This is a genomic window from Mobilicoccus pelagius NBRC 104925 (genome assembly GCF_000247995.1).
Lineage (GTDB): Bacteria > Actinomycetota > Actinomycetes > Actinomycetales > Dermatophilaceae > Mobilicoccus > Mobilicoccus pelagius.
This window is the reverse complement of record NZ_BAFE01000027.1, coordinates 17,785-34,520: the sequence shown is the minus strand read 5'-3', so window position 1 is coordinate 34,520 and position 16,736 is coordinate 17,785. Positions and strand designations below refer to the sequence as shown.

Here is a 16,736-nt window from a genome sequence, read left to right as displayed (position 1 = left end):
GTCGACTCTCTCAGACCTCCGGGCCGGGCCCCCGCCAGGCGGGGGATCGGAGACCTGGGCCACACCCGCGCGTCGTCGCCGCCGCGCGGCTCGTCGCCCCGCGGTCCGCCCCACCGTTCCGCACGCGTCGTGGCGAATGAGACGCTGGGAGTGACCCCGACCGAAGGAGATCCCCGATGATCCTCATCAACGGCAAGTTCCCCGTGAAGCCCGAGCACGCCGAGCGCTGGCCGGAGATCTCGCGCACGTTCACCGAGGCCACCCGCGCCGAGGAGAAGAACCTCTGGTTCGAGTGGTCCCGCAGCGTGGAGGACCCGAACACCTACGTCCTCCTCGAGGCGTTCGAGGACGACGGCGCCGAGGCGCACGTGAACTCCGACCACTTCAAGGCCATGCAGGAGGAGTTCCCGCAGTACCTCACGGCCACCCCCGACATCGTCAACGGGCAGATCCCCGCCACCGGCTGGGACAAGATGGCCGAGATCAGCGTCGACTGACGACACCCTCTCCTGCCGTCCACAGGAGCACGAACGTCCACAGGAGCACGAACGCGGGGCCCTCCACCGGCAGGTGGAGGGCCCCGCGTCGTCGTCACCGCACGTCGATCACCCGGACGCGACGGCGAGCGTCGGTGCGGGCTGCGGGCGGGCGTCCGGCTCAGCCCGCCGCGGCGGCGAAACCCTTCTCGAGGTCGGCGAGGATGTCGTCGATGTGCTCGATGCCGACGGCGAGGCGGATGAGGCCGGGGGTGACGCCCGCGCCGAGTCGGTCCTCGTCGCTGCCCTGGCTGTGGGTGGTCGAGGCGGGGTGGATGACGAGGCTGCGCACGTCGCCGATGTTCGCGACGTGGCTGTGCAGCTCGAGCGCCTCGACGAACCTCCGGCCCGCGTCGATGCCGCCCGCGATCTCGAAGCTGAACACCGCCCCGGAGCCCTTCGGGCAGTACTTCGCGGCCCGCTCGTGGTCGCGGTTGCCCGGTAGCGAGGCATAGTTCACCGACTCCACCTGGGGGTGCGACGCGAGGAACTCCGCGACCCGGCGGGCGTTCCCGACGTGACGCTCCATCCGCAGGCTCAGGGTCTCGAGGCCCTGCGCGAGGAGGAACGCGTTGAACGGCGAGGCCGCCGCGCCCGTGTCGCGCAGGAGGTCGACACGCGCCTTGAGGACGAACGACAGGTTCGCCCCGAGTGGGGAGTCCGCGCCGAGGTCTCGGGCGTAGACGAGGCCGTGGTAGCTCTCGCTCGGCTCGGTGAACTGCGGGAACTTGCCCGGCTCGGCGCCGTAGTCGAACGTGCCGGCGTCGACGAGCGCACCGACGATGCTCGTCCCGTGCCCGCCGAGGTACTTCGTCGCCGAGTGGACGACGACGTCGGCGCCGTGCTCGATCGGCCGGACGAGGAACGGCGTCGCGACCGTGTTGTCGACGACGAGCGGCACCCCCGCCTCGTGCGCGATGCCCGCGACGCCCTCGATGTCGAGGACCTGCTGGTCGGGGTTGGAGATCGTCTCGCCGTAGACGAGCCGCGTCTCCGGCCGGATCGCCGCACGCCACGCGTCCAGGTCGCCCTGCTCGGTGACGAACGTCGTCTCGATCCCGAGCCGCTTGAGCGTGTACTTGAGGAGGTTGTACGTGCCGCCGTAGAGCGCGGCTCCGGCGACGACGTGGTCCCCCGCCTGCGCGATGTTGAGGATCGCGGCGGTCGTCGCGGCCATCCCGGACGCGAAGAGCAGCGCCCCCACGCCGCCCTCGAGGTCGGCGAGGCGGTTCTCCACGACCTCGTTCGTCGGGTTGCCGAGGCGGCTGTAGATGGGGCCGAGGTCGGAGAGGGCGAACCTGTCGGCCGCCGTCTGCGCGTCGTCGAAGACGTAACTCGTCGTCTGGTAGATCGGCAGCGCCCGCGCCCCCGTCGTGGGGTCGGGGGTCTGGCCGGCGTGGATGGAACGGGTCTCGAAGGCCCAGTCGCTCATGGTCTCTGCTCCTCGTGTCGAACTGAGGTGCGCGGAGAGTCACCTCGCTTGCCGACACGCGGGCGCGGTCGGCCAGGTCGTCACCCGGGGCACCCCACCGCAGGTGGAGGGTTGCCGGCCAGCGAGCCGGGGCTTCGCGCTGGCGCTCTTGACCTGTTCCGAGCCTAGCCTGCACGTCCCGGGGGGCGGACACCCTGTCCGGACCGCGGACAGACCGATGCGTCGTTCGGCCCTGGGGGGCGATCACGCCCGTCGCGACCAGTGCGCCCTGCCGCGGCGTGGGTCGGCGGCGCCGCCGGTGAGCTGGGCGAGGAGGGCGGACACGTCGTCCACCGACGTCGGGTCGACGTCGAGGTGCAGGGTCGCGACGGCGGCGTAGTCGGTGCCTGCGACGGTGACGCCGCGCGTGCGCAGCTCGTTCTCGACCCGCCCGACGTCGCCCGGGGGCACGTCGACGTCGAGCCGGTCGAGGAGCCGATACGTCACCGGCCGGGCCGCGTCGCACGTCTGCCGCACGGCGTCGCCGTAGGCGCGGATGAGACCGCCGGTGCCGAGCAGCGTCCCACCGAACCACCGCGTCACCACGGCGACGACGTCGGTGAGGCCGCGCCCGGTGAGGACCTCGAGGATCGGCGCCCCGGCCGTGCCCGCGGGTTCGCCGTCGTCCGAACTGCGGTGCACGACGCCGGACTCCCCCGACCGGCCCACCTCGCCCTCGACGCCGAGGACGAACGCCGAGCAGTGGTGCCGGGCGTCCCAGTGCTTCTTGCGGGCGGCCTCGACGACTGCGCGTGCCGCCGCCTCGTCGCGCACGGGCTCGAGACGGGCGAGGAACCGCGAGCGCTTGACCTCGATCTCCGCCTCGACCGGGGCGGCGATCGTCGTGAGGGACGGGGCGTCATTCACGCGTCGGCCCCGCCGCCCGCAGCGTCGGTGAAGGCGCCGGGGAACGCGTCCCGGTAGCAGCGCCACGTGCCGGCGGGCGTGGTCGTCGTCTCGGCCGCGAGCACGGCACGCACCACGGCCCGAGCGACGACGAGCGAGGCGGCCGTGAGGATTTCGTGGAACACGGACAGATCGGGTGCGGGCCGCCGCGTCGTCGACAGGCCGAACAGGGTATCGCCGTCGAGCATCGTGTGGGCGGGTCGGATCGCGATGCCGATCCCGTCGTGCCCCACGCCCGCGAGCTTGGCGCACTGCGCCTTCGTCAGCGTCGCGTCGGTGGCGACCACGCCGATCGTCGTCGCGAGCCCCGGCGTCCCCACCGGTTGCGGGGGCACCCGGGTGGCTGCCGCCCGCGACGCGTCGAGCTCCGCCGCGGACGGCACCCGCACCGGGCCGCCGTCGCCGGGCAGCAGCACGTCGCCCGCGTGGAACGTCCCGTCGGGGGCGACGACCTCGCCGAGGGAGTTGCAGACGATGAGCGCCGCCACGGTCGACCCGTCGGGGCAGACCGCGCTCGCGGTGCCGATGCCGCCCTTGAAACCGCCCGCCTTGGCGCCGCGGCCGGCACCCACGCAGCCGATCCCGAGCGGGGCGGCGGGTCGCTCCCCGCCGAGGGCCGCGTCGAGCGCCGCCCGTCCGGTCGTCGCGTCGGGGTACGCCCCGAACGTGCCGCCCCGCCCGAGGTCGAAGATCACGGCCGACGGCACGAGCGGCACGACGTCGCCGGGGGCGCCCATCGGCAGCCCGATCCCCCGCTCGAACAGCCCCGCCATCACCCCGTCGGCCGCGCCGAGCCCGAACGCGCTCCCGCCGGTGAGGCAGATCGCGTGGACCCGCTCGACGACGTTGCGCGGGTCGAGCAGATCGGTCTCCCTCGTGCCGGGCCCACCGCCACGCACGTCGACGCCCGCGACGATGCCGCCCTCGTCCCCCGCCCCGAGCAGGTCGGGGGCGGCGACGACGACGGTCGTCCCCGAGAGCGCCCCCTCGGCCGTGGCGGCCGCGTGCCCGACGCGCAGACCGGGGACGTCGAGGAGGGAGTTCGTGGGTGCAGCCTGGGTCATCGGGAGCCTCCGGGGCGATGCGGACGGTGCCGACGGTGCGGTCGGCGCCGCGCGGCCTCCGCCGCGGGCGGCCGAGCGAGGCGGGTGGCGTCCACGCCGGCGAGCGCCTTGTCCAACGTCGGGATCGCCCCGACGAGCCGCTGGGTGTAGGGGTGCTGCGGGTCCTCGTAGACACTCTCGGTGGGGCCGCTCTCGACGACCTCCCCGTCACGCATGACGAGGACCCGGTCGCACGTGTGCCGGATGACCGACAGGTCGTGGCTCACCATGACGAGCGTGAGGCCGAGGTCGTCGACGAGGCCCGAGAGGAGCCCGAGGACCTGCGCCCGCACGGAGACGTCGAGCGCGCTCACGGGCTCGTCGGCGAGGAGGATGCCGGGCGACGGGGCGAGTGCGCGGGCGATCGAGATCCGTTGGCGTTCCCCGCCGCTGAACTGGTGCGGGTAGCGCTCCCCGGCCTCCGGGGAGAGCCCGACCGCGGTGAGGAGCTCGTCGACCCGCTCGCGTCCGCCGGGTCGACCGAGGCCGACGAGGGGTTCGGCGACGACGTCCGCGACCCGCATCCGGGGGTCGAGGCTGCCCATCGGGTCCTGGAAGACGAGCTGCAGGCGTTCGCGCACCCGCCGCAGGTCGGCCGCGGAGCGCGTCGGGTGGCCGTCGACGAGCACGGTGCCGGAGGTCGGCTCGTCGAGCCCGGCGACGATGCGCAGGAGCGTCGACTTGCCGGAGCCGGACTCGCCGACGATGCCGACCCTCTCCCCCGCCTCGACGCGCAGGTCGACGCCACGGAGGGCCTCGATGCGTCGACCACCCCCGAACCGGCCGCCGCGGCGGTACGTGCGGGTGATGCCGTTCGCCTGGAGCACGGCGGGGGTGTCGAGCACGGCGGGCACCGCGGGGACGGGCGGAGGCACCGACCGCGTCCGTGTCGTCGTCCGGGTCGCCGGCCGCGTCGCCGCACGAGGCGTCGATGACGGGGTGGCGGTCGCGCCCGTCCGCTCGGCGCGGGGAGGGAGGGTGGAGGCGTCGATGAGGCGCCGGGTGTAGGGGTGGGCCGGGCGCGTGAACACCCGCTCGGTCGGCCCGGATTCGACGATCCGGCCCCCGTTCATCACGTAGACGCGGCTGCACACCGAGGCGACGACGGGGAGGTCATGGCTGATGAAGAGGACGGCGGCCCCGCGGTCGGTCGTCGCCCGGACGATGCGGTCGAGGACGAACGCCTGCACGGTGACGTCGAGCGCGGTCGTCGGCTCGTCGCAGACGAGGAGACGCGGGTCGTTCGCGAGGGCGATGGCGAGGACGATGCGTTGCCGCTGCCCGCCGGAGAGCTGGTGGGGGTAGGCGCGGTAGGCGTTCTCGGGGTCGGGGATGCCGAGCTCCTCCATGAGGACGAGCGCGGCGTCCTTCGCCGTCTCCTCGGTGTGGACGGGCCGCTCCTGGCCGCGCCGGATGAGCATCGTCTCGGCGATCTGGCGGCCGACGCGCATCGTCGGGTCGAGGGCCGTCATCGGCTCCTGGAACACCATCGACACGTCGCGTCCGCGCATCGCCGAGAGGGCCCGCTCCCCCGCGCCGACGACGTCGTGCTCGACGCCCGCGACGCGGATCGAGCCGCGCGGGGTGAGGCTCTCGCCGAGCAGACCCATGATGCTCAGGGCGGTGAGGGACTTGCCGGAGCCGGACTCCCCGATGAGGCCGACGCGCTCGCCCGGCTCGATGTGCAGGTCGACACCGGAGACGAGGTCCCGGCCGTGTGCCGTGACCCCGAGCCCCTCGACGCGGAGCACGGTGTCGGCGCCGGGCACGGCCTCGTGGCCGGAGGGGACGACCTGCCGCGCGTCGTCGCGGTCGCGGCCGCCGGGGACGGGGACGTGGGCCGGGCTCACGAGCGACCCCCCATCCGGGGGTCGAGGACGTCGCGCAGTCCGTCACCGAGGAGGTTGAACCCGAGGACGGCGAGCGCGATCGCGACGCCGGGGAACAGCGCGAGGCGGGGCGCGGACCAGAGGAGTTCCTGGCTCTCCTGGAGCGTCCGCCCCCACGAGGGCGTCGGCGGCGGAGTGCCGAGGCCGAGGAAGCTCAGGGCCGCCTCGGCGAGGATCGCCATGGCGAACGCGACGGAGGACTGGACGATGACGAGCCCGACGACGTTGGGCAGGACGTGGCGCCACGCGATGGCGAGGCCGCTGCGTCCGGCGGCGCGGGCGGCGAGGACGAACTCGCCGTGGAGCACGGACATCGCCCCTGAGCGCGTGACCCGCACGAACGTCGGGATCGAGGCGATGCCGATGGCGATCATCGCGATCGTCGTGCTGCCGCCGTAGACGGCGCTGAGCATGATCGCGAGGAGGAGCGCGGGGAACGCGAGGAGGATGTCGGAGCCCCGCATGAGGAGCGCCCCGAGCCAGGCGGGTCCCATCGCGGCGAGGATGCCGAGGGGGACGCCGACGAGGGCGGCGACGCCGACGGCGACGACGCCGACGAGCAAGGTCGTGCGCGCGCCGACCATGATCTGGCTCGCGACGTCGCGGCCGAACTTGTCGGTGCCGAGCCAGTGCTCGGGTCCGGGTGCGGCGAGGCGGGTGCCGGCGTCCATCGCGAGGGGATCGAACGGGGTCCACACGAACGAGACGAGCGCGAGGAGCACGAGCGCGCCGACGAGGATCGCCCCGACGACGAGGGAGGGGTCGACGCGGCGGCGGCGCCGCGGGGTGAGGCGGACGGGGTCGCGGTGGGGGCGGCTCATCGGCGCACCGACCTCGGATCGAGGACGGCGTAGAGCACCTCGACGAGGAGGTTCACCGTGAGGACGGAGACGACGAGGACCATGACGACGTCCTGGACGACGAGGAGGTCCCGGGAGGCGACGGCGTCGAGGAGGAGGCTGCCGAGCCCGGGGACGACGAAGACGCGTTCGACGACGACGGCGCCGACGAGCATCGTCGTGAGCTGGAGCGCGAGGACGGTGACGACGGGGATCGACGCGTTGCGCAGCCCGTGGTGGACGAGGGCGGGCAGCGGACGGAATCCCTTGGCGCGGGCGGTGCGGAGGTAGTCCTCGCGGAGGACGTCGAGGATCGCCGAGCGCACGTACCGCGTGAGGACGGCGGCCTGCACGAGCCCGAGCGCGAGCGCCGGGAGGACGAGCGAGCGGAGGAACGCGACGACGTCGACCGACGGCGGTGTCCATCCCCCGGCGGGGAGGAGTCGGAGCCGCACGGCGAACACCGCGATGAGGAGCACACCGGCGAGGAAGGAGGGGATCGCCATACCCACCTGCGACACCGCCGAGAGCACCGCGCCGATCGGGTGGCGGTGTCGCCATGCCGCGATCGTGCCGAGCGGGACGGCGAGGACGACGGCGACGATCATCGCCGCGGCGACGAGCCAGGCGGTGACGCCGAAGCGGTCGGCGATCTGGGGCCCGATGGGCAGGTGGGAGAGGTAGCTCGTGCCGAAGTCGCCGGTGAGGAGCCCCCCGATCCAGTCGAGGTAGCGCGTGTGGAGCGGCCGGTCGAGGCCGAACTCGGCGCGGAGCCGCGCGACCGACTCCTCGCTCGCGTTGAGACCGAGGGCGACCCGCGCCGGGTCGCCGGGGAGGATCTGCATGAACGCGAAGACGAGCACCGAGCTGACGACGAGGGCGACGAGGAGTCCGAGGACCCGTCGGAGGATGCGCATGGCGGACCGCGTCAGCCCCGGGCGAGGCCGGTGACGTCGAAGGACTCCCCGACGGAGTTCGTCGGCAGGCCCGTGACGTCCTTCTTCGCGACCACGAGGTTGGGCAGGAGGAACAGCCACTCGGACGCGTCGTCCTCGGCGAGGAGGCGGGCGGCCTCCTTCATCTTCGCGACCTGCGTCTTCTCGTCCCCGGCGTCGCCCGCGGCGATCGCGGCCCGCACCTTCGGGTTGTCGTAGTGGAGGTAGTAGTCGGGGTTGCCGTACAGCGTGGGCAGGTCGCGGGGTTCGACGTGGGCGACGATCGAGGCGTCGTAGTCGCCGTTCTTCATCACCTGCGTGACCCATGCGGCGGGGAACTCGAGTTGGTCGAGCGTCACGCGGAACCCGGCCTTCTCGAGGTCGCTCTTGACGACCTGGCCGCACGAGGTGGCGTACGGGAGGGTGGGCAGGCGCAGCCGCACGGTCGCGTCGGGGTGGGCGCTCCTGGCGAGGGTCGCCTTGGCGGCCTCGGGGTCGTGGGGGCGCAGGCCGGTGAGGTCCTCGTACCAGGGGTCGGTGGGCGGAACCATGCTGCCGATGAGTGTGCCCCGGCCCGCCCAGCAGCTCTGGAGGAGGGACTTCTCGTCGATCGCCTGCCGCGCCGCCCGGCGCACGGCGGGGTCGTCGAACGGCGGGCGCGCGTGGTTGAACGAGAGGACGACCTCGCCGTTCGTCGTGCCCTCGACGACCTGGAACCGGGGGTCGTTCGTGAACTGACCGAGCGACTCGGGGGCCTGCACGGTGGACACGACGTCGATCGCGTTCGTGAGGAGCGCGTTGTCGAGCGCCGTCGGGTCCTTGAAGTACTTGAGCGTGACGCCGGTGAAGAACGGCGTCGTCCCCCAGTAGTCGTCGCGACGCGTGAGGTGGAGGGAGTCACCCCGCTTCCACCGATCGACCGTGTACGGGCCGGTGCCGACCGTCGTCGTCGCGAGGTCGTCGACGCCGGTGCGGCTGAACATCGCGCCGATGCGGGTCGTCATGCGGTACAGCCAGTCGTTGCTCGGGCGGGTCAGGGTGACGACGAGGGTGTGCTCGTCCTTCGCCTCCGCCTTCGCGACGACGTCCATGGCGCGGGCGAGCGAGGTCGTCCACTCCTTCTTCACCCGGTCGATGGAGAACACGGCGTCGGCGGCGGTGAACGGCTGCCCGTTCGAGAAGGTGGCGCCCTCGACGAGGTGGAAGGCGTACGTGCGCCGGTCGGGCGAGACATCCCAGCTCTTCGCGAGGCGCGGGACGACGCGGCCGTCGTCGTCGACCGCGACGAGCCCCTCGTACACGTTGTCGAGGAGGGCCTGCGGGATGGCCGCACCGTCGGTGCGCGTGAAGTCGAGATTGGCAGGCTCGGCGATCATGCCGACGGCGAGATCCGTCGAGGGGGCCCCCGAGGGTCCGCCGGTGCCCGAGCTGCCCGCTCCCGCCGAACAGGCCGTGAGCACGAGGGAACCGGCGAGGGCGAGCGCGGCGAGTCGGCGCATGGAGGTGTCTCTCCTGGTTGGCGTGTGGACCGGGGCGGCCGCCGGGCTTCGACGGCGAGCCGTGACGACGGTAGCCCACGGCCACCACGATCGCACCGGAGTCCCCCGCGCGCTTGCACCGACGGTCCCGTAACTTACGGTGGAGTAAGTCACCCGTCCGCACCCCTGGAGGAACCCCCGTGTCCCACCGCACCCTCACGTCGTGGATCACCACGAGCCTGCGTGACAACGCCGATCTCGTGGCCCTGCGGGTCCGACGGCGGGGCGACTGGGTGACGACGACGTACCGCGAGCTCGACGAGATCTCCGCCCGCCTCGCCACCGCGGTCCTCGAGCTGGGGCTCACCCCCGGCGATCGCGTCGCCATCCACGCCGGCAACTCCCCCGAGTGGACGATGGTCGACATCGCCTGCCTCCGCGCGGGGCTCGTCACGGTCCCCATCTACACGACGAGCACGCCGAGCCAGATCGCCCACGTGCTCCGCGACAGCGGCGCCCGCGTCGTCGTCTGCGGCACCGAGGAACTACTCGCCCGCACGCAGGAGGCCCTCGCCACCGACGACGACCTCGACACGCACATGCCGTGCGTCCTCCTGCCGGGTGATCGTCACGCCGACGACACGGCCGGAGCGGAGGGCGCCTCCGTCCGCACGCTCGCGCAGATCCTCGACACCGTGCCCGGCGACGCCGAGACCCTCACCCGGCTGCGGGAGGAGTTCGCCGCCAAGGAGGAGGAGGTCGACCCGGACACACCGGTGACGATCATCTACACCTCCGGCACGACCGGCGCCCCGAAGGGTGTCGTCCTCACGCAGCGCGCGTACTCCCGCGAGCTCTACGTCATCGACACCCTCTTCGGCCTCCCCCGCGGTGAGCGGAACATGTCGTTCCTTCCCCTCAGCCACGCCTACGAGCGGGGATGGACGTACTGCGCGCTCGCGAGCGGCATGGAGAACTGCTCGGTCACGGACCCGAAGACGGTGGCGGCGGCGATGCTCGACATCCGCCCGGCGACGTTCGTCTCCGTGCCGCGCCTCTACGAGAAGGTCTACGCGGGTGCGCACCAGCTCGCCGGGGAGGGGGTCAAGCGGCGGCTCTTCGACTGGGCGTTGCGTGTCGGTGCCGACGTCCAGCGGCGCCGCCGCGAGGGCCGCCCCGTCCCCCGCACCCTCGCCGCCCGCCACGCCCTCGCCGACCGGCTCGTCCTCCACAACGTGCGCGACGTCGTCGGCGGCGAGAAGTACGTCATGGCCGCGGGCGGGGCCCCGCTGCGTCAGGAGGTCGAGGAGTTCTTCCTCGCCGCGGGTCTGCCCATCTACCAGGGGTACGGCCTCACGGAGACCGCCCCGCTCGTCTCCTGCAACGCTCCGGGGGCGGTGAAGAGCGGCACGGCGGGGCGCCCCGTGCCGGGTACGGAGGTGCGCATCTCGGACGAGACCGGCGAGATCCTCGTCCGTGGCGACAACGTCACCCCTGGCTACTACAACCGGCCCGAGGAGACCGCCGCGGTGATCGACGAGGAGGGCTGGTTCCACACCGGTGACGTCGGGCACCTCGACGCCGACGGTTACCTCCTCATCACCGACCGCATCAAGGACCTCATCGTCACGATGCAGGGCAAGAACATCGCCCCCGGCCCCATCGAGTCGGCCCTCACCGCGGACCCGCTCGTCGAGGCCGCCGTCGTCATCGGTGACGGACGCCCCTACCTCACGGCCCTCATCCAGCCGTCGTTCGAGGAACTCGAGCATCGGGCCCGGGAGAAGGGCTGGGCCAGCGACTCGACCGAGGAACTCCTCGCTCGTGGCGAGGTCGAGCAGTACTACGACGACCTCATCGCCCGCGTCGGTCGGGACTCCGCCCGCTACGAGCGGATCCAGAAGTTCCGTCTCCTCTCCGAGCCGCTCACGATGGACGCCGGCGAGATCACCCCCACCCTCAAGGTGCGCCGCGGTCCCGTGGAGCGCCGCCACGCCGACCTCATCACCTCGATGTATCAGTGAGTCGCCCGACGTATCACTGAGCCGCCCGACATCCAGGCGGTCCGGCAAATCAGTGCAACGAGAAGATCGTCTGTGATTCACATCGAATGACTGATCGGCATCCTCGAAAGAGTTCCTCACGGGATGCTGGGCGCAGCGCCAACGCTCACGGGTGAAGGAATGATCCTTTCGCAAATATCCTCTCGCCCCGATGATGGCTCCGGCCATGATCCATCGTCGGGGCGGGGGTTTGCTGACGCGTCTGGACGAGGCAAGAGCCCCTTGAGCCGTGAAGACGTTGATCACTATTCCAGGTCGCACTCTGCCCCTCGGCTCCAGGCTCCCCCTCTACACGAATCCGCGCACTTCACGTCGAGAGCCACCAGGTGAAACCCCCACGACGGGTCGGGCCTCAGAGCGCCATCTGACTCAGGGTGTGGATGAGCAGCCCGGCGAGGCCACCGACGACGGTGCCGTTGATGCGGATGAACTGCAGGTCCCGACCCACGTGGAGTTCGATGCGGTCGGCCGCCTCCTTGCCGTCCCACTGCTCGATGACCTGTGAGATGACGGGCACGAGCTCGGCGCCGTAGGTGTCGACGAGCCCGGCGACGGCGTCACCGACGCGCCTGTCGACACGGGCGCGCAGGTCGGCGTCGTTCAGCAGCCGTTCGCCGAGCGAGACGAGCTCGGTGTGGATGCGGGTCCGGAGCCGACCGCCCGGTTCGTCGAGCGCGTCGGTGAGGGTGCGCCGAAGGATCCCCCAGAGGCCCATCGCGGTCTCGAGGGTCTGCGGATGCTCGAGGAACGTCGCCTTGAGCTCCTCGGCGCGCTGCCTCGTCGCCGGATCCTCCCGCAGGTTGCGGGCGAGGTCGCGGAGCAGGTCGTCCACGGCGAGACGCATGCGGTGGTGTGGGTCGTCCCGGACGTCGCCCACCCACTTGAGCGCCTCGGTGTGGAGCCGGTCGACGACCATGCTGTTCACCCACAGCGGCGTCCACGTCGGCGCCCGCTCCCCCACGACCGAGGCGAACGTGTCGGGGTTGTCGAGGAGCCAGTCGTGTGCCTCGACGACGACGAGGTCGACGAGGCGGCGGTGCACGTCGTCGCGCACGACCTGGTCGAGCAGAGCGCCGGCCAGGGGTGCGACGGGTTCGTCGACGAGACGCGGCATCACCGACTGGGCGACGACCTCACGGATCTCCGAGTCGGTGACGTGCCCCATCGCGCGCGTCGCGAGACTCGCGCCGTGGACGACCACGCGGTCGGCGTTCTCCGGCACGGCGAGCCACCCACCGAAGCGGGACGTGGCGTCCGAGGCGAGGAGCCGCTCCCGCGCCGCCTCCCCCGTGAGGAAGTGCCCCGAGACGAAGTCCTCGAGCGACTTGGCGAACGTGTCCTTCTTACGCGGCACGAGGGCCGTGTGCGGAATCGGCAGACCGAGCGGGTGACGGAACAGCGCGGTGACGGCGAACCAGTCCGCGAGCGCGCCGACCATCGCGGCCTCCGCGGTCGCGTTGACGTAGCCGAGGACGCCGACGCGGTGGATCGTGAGCGCGAAGACGATGATCGCGAGGACGAACAGCGAGGTCGCGAGCGTGCGCATCCGCGACAGCGCCGCGCGACGTTGCTCGTCGGCTTCGGTGAGGGCGAGGGTCTGCATGCGCCGATTGTCCCCCGTGGACGCCGCCGCGACGACGGGGGTCGACCGGGCCCGCCGTCGTCGACGGGCCCGGACGTCCGACCCGGTCAGCCGCAGTGGAGGTGACGTTCGACGAGGGTGCGGAGGCCCGCGACGTCGCCCTCGAGTCGTTCGCTGAGCCCGAGGTCGTGGTAGGACTCGAGGTCCTCGGCCGTCGCGTCGACGAGCCCGGCCGGGAAGACGCCGCCCTCCTCGTAGACGGCGCGCATCGCACGGAGCGCCCGGGCGGACTCGGCGCAGGAGGCGGGGAGCTGGTCGAGGTCGGGGATCTCGCTCGCGTCCTCACTCACGTAGAGGCGTTCGGCGATCTCGAGGGAAGCGGGCGACTCGAGCCCGTGACGGGCCGCGACGGCGATCGCGGCGAGGTAGAGGTGCACCTGTGCGGAGCCGTCACCGCTGCGGATCTCGACGGTCTGCGGGTCGATGCGGTGCGGGAGCGACCCGGCGGGCTCGTTCGGGTTCGCGTCGCGCAGCATGCGGTCACCGACGCCCGCCCACCCGAGGGGGACGCGGACGAGGACGGAGCGGTTGCGATCGCCCCAGCAGATCGACGTCGGCGCCTCCTGGTGGGGCACGAGGCGCAGGTAGGAGGTGGGGACCGTGTTGCCGAACGCGGTGAGGGAGGGCGCGAGCTCGAGGTAACCCGCGATGACCTTGCGGGCGTCGTCGCTGAGGCCGTCCTCGCCGACGAACGCGTTCTCCCCGTCGCGGACGAGGCGGGTGTGGACGTGGAAGCCGCTTCCCGCCTGCCCGACGACGATCTTCGGGGCGAAGCTCACCTCGAGGCCGTGACGGTAGGCGACCTCCCGCAACACCCACTTGGCGAGGACGACCTGGTCGGCCGCCTCCTCGAGGGGGACGGGGAGGAACTCGATCTCCCCCTGCACCATCTCCCGACCCTCGTGGACGATGTTGCCGACCTCGGCGTGGCCGTACTTGATCTGGGCGCCCATCTCCGCGAGGTGCATCATCGCCTCGCGACGGATGCTCCCCCACTTGCTGAAGGGGTGGGACTCGTGGTAACCGCGCTGCTCGACGACGGGGTAGATCGTGTCCACCTCGTCGAAGACGTAGTACTCGAGTTCTCCGAGCGCCTCGAGGCGGGTGTCGGTGCGCTCCTCGAGGGTGCGGGCTGCCTTGCGCAGGACGTTCTCCGGCGCGGACGCGAGTGGTTCGCCGCTGCCGTCGTAGAACGAGCAGAGGAGGTCGAGGGTCGGTTCCTCGGCGAACGGGTTGAGGAACGCGGTGCGGTACCGCGGCACGACGTAGAGGTCGCTCGAGCGGGCGGCGACGAACGAGAAGAGACTCGAGCCGTCGACCCGCTCCCCGTACGTGAGGATCGACTCGAGGTGCTCGCGACCGTTGATGACGAAGTCGAGCTTCTTGAGCCGCCCGTCGCCCGCGACGTAGCGCAGGTCGATCATGCGGATACCGAGCTCCTCGACGGCCCGCACGAGGTCGTCGCGCGTGAACTCCGCCGCCGGCTTGCCGAGCAACCGCACGAGGGGGTGCGGGTCGAGCTGGACGCGGGGATCGCCGGATCCCTCGCCGCCGGTGCGGGCAGGGGTGGCGTGCTGGGCTCGGTCGGACATCGTCGTCTCCTTCGCGCGGTGTCGTTCCATCCTCGACCCGCCCGCATGTTCTCGTCCGGCGTTTGCGGGAAGCGCCCGGCCCCCTCCGGGAACGGCGACGGCCCACCTCCCCGGGGCCGGGGCGGCGGACCGTCGAAGGCGTCCCTCACCGGCGGAGGCCGTCGGCGATCACGCGTCGCGGGTGTCGGTCAGGAGCGACCGAGGAGCGACATCCAGCGCTTGTACTCGGCCGAGGCGGCCGGGTTGTAGCCGGTGAAGAGGTCGGAGCGGATGTAGCTCTCGGTCTCGTCGAAGTAGCTCTCGTAGGCGATCCAGTCGCGGTTCTTGAGCATCCAGTCGTAGACGAAATTGATGTACTTCGGGTTGTCGCCACCACCGTTGGGGTTGGCGCGGGCGATGCCCCACTCCGGGAGCACGAACGTCTTGTCGTGCTGCTTGGCGAAGTTCAGCCAGAAGTTCCAGCCGTACGCGCCGTCGCGGTGGTAGGCGATGTTCGCGTCGGTCGTGTAGCGCGGGTCCCAGTCGTAGGCGTCCATGCCGATGTGGTCGACGTAGGCGTCGCCGGGGTAGAAGACGCGGGCGTCGGGGGTGCCGGTCTGGCCGGGCCCCTCGTTGACGACCCACGCGATGCGCAGGTTCGGCCCACCCTTGCGGATGGAGGTGACGGCCTGGCGGTAGGCGGTCTTCCAGTCCTCGGCGGTGTTCGCGTGGGCGGCGGCCTTCCAGCCGGGGAGGTTCATCTCCCATCCGAGACGGATGTAGGCGTTGGGGTACTTCGCCGCGATGTTGCGGGCGAGCTTCTCCCACTGCGCGTTGTACCCGCCGGCCTTGGCGGTGGCGAGGTTGCCGTCGTTCGGCCACAGCGGCACGCCGACGTCAAGGGTGCCGGCGTACCCGGCGGGAATGCGCTGGCCGTCCATGAACCACGTGCTCTGCATCGCGCCCCAGGACTCACGGCTCGGGAACACGGTGATGACGTCGACCTTGCGGCCGCGGTTCTGCTCCCACTTCGTCACCTCACCGGCACGGTTCATCGGGTACATCCCGGAGTCCCAGTGCATGCCGCTGAGCTTGCCCTTCGCGGCCTTCGGCGCGGTCGTCGACTCCGGCGTCGTCGGCGTGGGCGTCGGGGTCGGGGTGGGCGTCGGGGACGGCATCGTGCCGGAGGCCTTCGTCACGACGATTCCGGAGACGAGGGCGTTGTCGACCTTCGATGTCCAGGAGAGGTCGAGCTTTCCGTCGGTGACCGTGGTGCGCACGGTGCGATCGTAGGCGGCGTTCTTGCCGACCGCGGCGAACACGTCGACGTCCTTGAGCACGCGGACGCCCTCGGCGGCGACGTCGAACACGCGGCGGCCCACGCCGTCGTAGTACGCCTCGCGCATCTTCAGGGTGACGTCGTAGGTGCCGTTGGGGACGGCGCGGCTCCACGTCGTGAGACGGACACGCTCGGGGCGGTAGAGCTGCTGGTCGGGCGTGTTCTTGATGGTCGACGGCGCGACCCACACGTCACCCCGGGCGAATCCCGAGGCGGCCTCGTAGGTGTTCCCCGCGGCGTCCTTGACGGGGCTCGACGTCGCGCCGACGCGGGCGACGACCGCGCCGGACGGTGCCGGGGCGGGGGTCGGCGTCGGAGCGGGCGTGGGTGTCGGGGCGGGCGTGCCCGAGAGGCGGGTGACCTGCAGCGCCGAGAGCAGCGGCGAGTCCTTCTTCCACGGGAAGCCGAGGTCGAGGCGACCGTCTGTGACCGTGACGTCGAAGGTGCGGTCGTAGGCGGCGTCCTTGCCGACGGCGGCGACGATGTCGACGTTCGAGAGCGCGGTGCGCCCCTCGGCGGTGACGTCGAAGACGCGCTGCCCGGGCTTTGTCCACCACTGCTCGCGCATCTTCAGCGTGACGCGGTAGGTGCCGTTCTCGACGGGCCTCGCCCACGAGTGGAACCGGACGAGTTCGGGGTGATAGAGGCGGGAGTCGGTGGCGCCCTTGATGGTGCCGGACGTGTACGACCGCGAGTAGTCACCACCGTCGAAGCCGCTGCGTGCGGCCCACGTCGTCCCGTCGGAGGCGGTGAACGCGGACGGGGCGACGGTCATGCGGATGTCGCCGGTGGCGGCCTCCGCGGTGGAGGTGAGGGTGAGGGCACCCGTCGCCGTGGCAGAGAGGGCGAGCGCGGCCGCCGTGAGCACGGAGGCAGGGCGGAGCAGGGTGGAGGAAGGCATGTGGCGATCGATCCTTCGGCAGGGTGGTGAGACGCCTGCCGATCGACCACCGACGCCCCGCAC

The 16,736-nt window shown here is 71.9% G+C and carries 11 protein-coding genes, 1 pseudogene and 1 riboswitch; of the genes and pseudogenes, 2 read left to right on the top strand and 10 right to left on the bottom strand.

The features are described from left to right. Window positions 1-176 precede the first annotated feature (176 nt). Window positions 177-497: a putative quinol monooxygenase gene (locus MOPEL_RS04375; protein ID WP_009481648.1), complete on the top strand. Its 321-nt coding sequence runs from the start codon at window positions 177-179 to the stop codon at window positions 495-497. A 160-nt stretch (window positions 498-657) separates the two neighbouring features. Here the strand turns inward: MOPEL_RS04375 and MOPEL_RS04370 are convergent. The 7 genes and pseudogenes from MOPEL_RS04370 to MOPEL_RS04340 form a co-directional block, all read right to left on the bottom strand. Continuing rightward, window positions 658-1,971: pseudogene (locus MOPEL_RS04370) on the bottom strand (bifunctional o-acetylhomoserine/o-acetylserine sulfhydrylase); the annotation flags it as partial. A 36-nt stretch (window positions 1,972-2,007) separates the two neighbouring features. Then, window positions 2,008-2,122: riboswitch (SAM riboswitch) on the bottom strand. Between the two features lie 89 nt (window positions 2,123-2,211). Then, on the bottom strand, window positions 2,212-2,874 hold the full coding sequence (locus MOPEL_RS04365; RefSeq protein ID WP_009481646.1) for an IMPACT family protein: 663 nt from the start codon (window positions 2,872-2,874) through the stop codon (window positions 2,212-2,214). After that, window positions 2,871-3,977: a P1 family peptidase gene (locus MOPEL_RS04360; protein ID WP_009481645.1), complete on the bottom strand. Its 1,107-nt coding sequence runs from the start codon at window positions 3,975-3,977 to the stop codon at window positions 2,871-2,873. The genes MOPEL_RS04365 and MOPEL_RS04360 overlap by 4 nt, the downstream gene beginning before the upstream one ends. Beyond that, a complete protein-coding gene (locus MOPEL_RS04355; protein WP_009481644.1) occupies window positions 3,974-5,866 on the bottom strand; it encodes a dipeptide ABC transporter ATP-binding protein in 1,893 nt (630 codons plus the stop codon). Before MOPEL_RS04355 ends, MOPEL_RS04360 begins: the two co-directional genes overlap by 4 nt. Continuing rightward, window positions 5,863-6,726: an ABC transporter permease gene (locus tag MOPEL_RS04350; RefSeq protein ID WP_009481643.1), complete on the bottom strand. Its 864-nt coding sequence runs from the start codon at window positions 6,724-6,726 to the stop codon at window positions 5,863-5,865. Before MOPEL_RS04350 ends, MOPEL_RS04355 begins: the two co-directional genes overlap by 4 nt. Beyond that, window positions 6,723-7,661 carry an ABC transporter permease gene (locus tag MOPEL_RS04345; protein ID WP_009481642.1) on the bottom strand — a complete coding sequence of 313 codons (939 nt, stop codon included), beginning with the start codon at window positions 7,659-7,661 and terminating at the stop codon, window positions 6,723-6,725. Before MOPEL_RS04345 ends, MOPEL_RS04350 begins: the two co-directional genes overlap by 4 nt. Window positions 7,662-7,672: 11 nt before the next feature. Next, a complete protein-coding gene (locus tag MOPEL_RS04340; protein WP_009481641.1) occupies window positions 7,673-9,178 on the bottom strand; it encodes an ABC transporter substrate-binding protein in 1,506 nt (501 codons plus the stop codon). 179 nt (window positions 9,179-9,357) lie between these two features. Between MOPEL_RS04340 and MOPEL_RS04335 the strand changes: the two genes are divergently transcribed. Further along, window positions 9,358-11,181, top strand: a complete 1,824-nt coding sequence (locus tag MOPEL_RS04335) for an AMP-dependent synthetase/ligase (protein ID WP_009481640.1) — start codon at window positions 9,358-9,360, stop codon at window positions 11,179-11,181. Window positions 11,182-11,572: 391 nt separating this feature from the next. Here the strand turns inward: MOPEL_RS04335 and MOPEL_RS04330 are convergent, their stop codons facing one another. The 3 genes from MOPEL_RS04330 to MOPEL_RS04320 all read right to left on the bottom strand — a co-directional run bounded on the left by MOPEL_RS04330 (window position 11,573) and on the right by MOPEL_RS04320 (window position 16,673). Further along, window positions 11,573-12,823, bottom strand: a complete 1,251-nt coding sequence (locus tag MOPEL_RS04330) for a DUF445 domain-containing protein (RefSeq protein ID WP_009481639.1) — start codon at window positions 12,821-12,823, stop codon at window positions 11,573-11,575. Window positions 12,824-12,909: 86 nt separating this feature from the next. After that, window positions 12,910-14,454 (bottom strand): glutamine synthetase family protein, encoded by a 1,545-nt coding sequence (locus tag MOPEL_RS04325; RefSeq protein WP_009481638.1) that lies wholly within the window; start codon window positions 14,452-14,454, stop codon window positions 12,910-12,912. A 188-nt stretch (window positions 14,455-14,642) separates the two neighbouring features. Continuing rightward, window positions 14,643-16,673, bottom strand: coding sequence for a malectin domain-containing carbohydrate-binding protein (locus MOPEL_RS04320; RefSeq protein WP_009481637.1), 2,031 nt, complete (start codon window positions 16,671-16,673; stop codon window positions 14,643-14,645). Window positions 16,674-16,736: the final 63 nt, after the last annotated feature.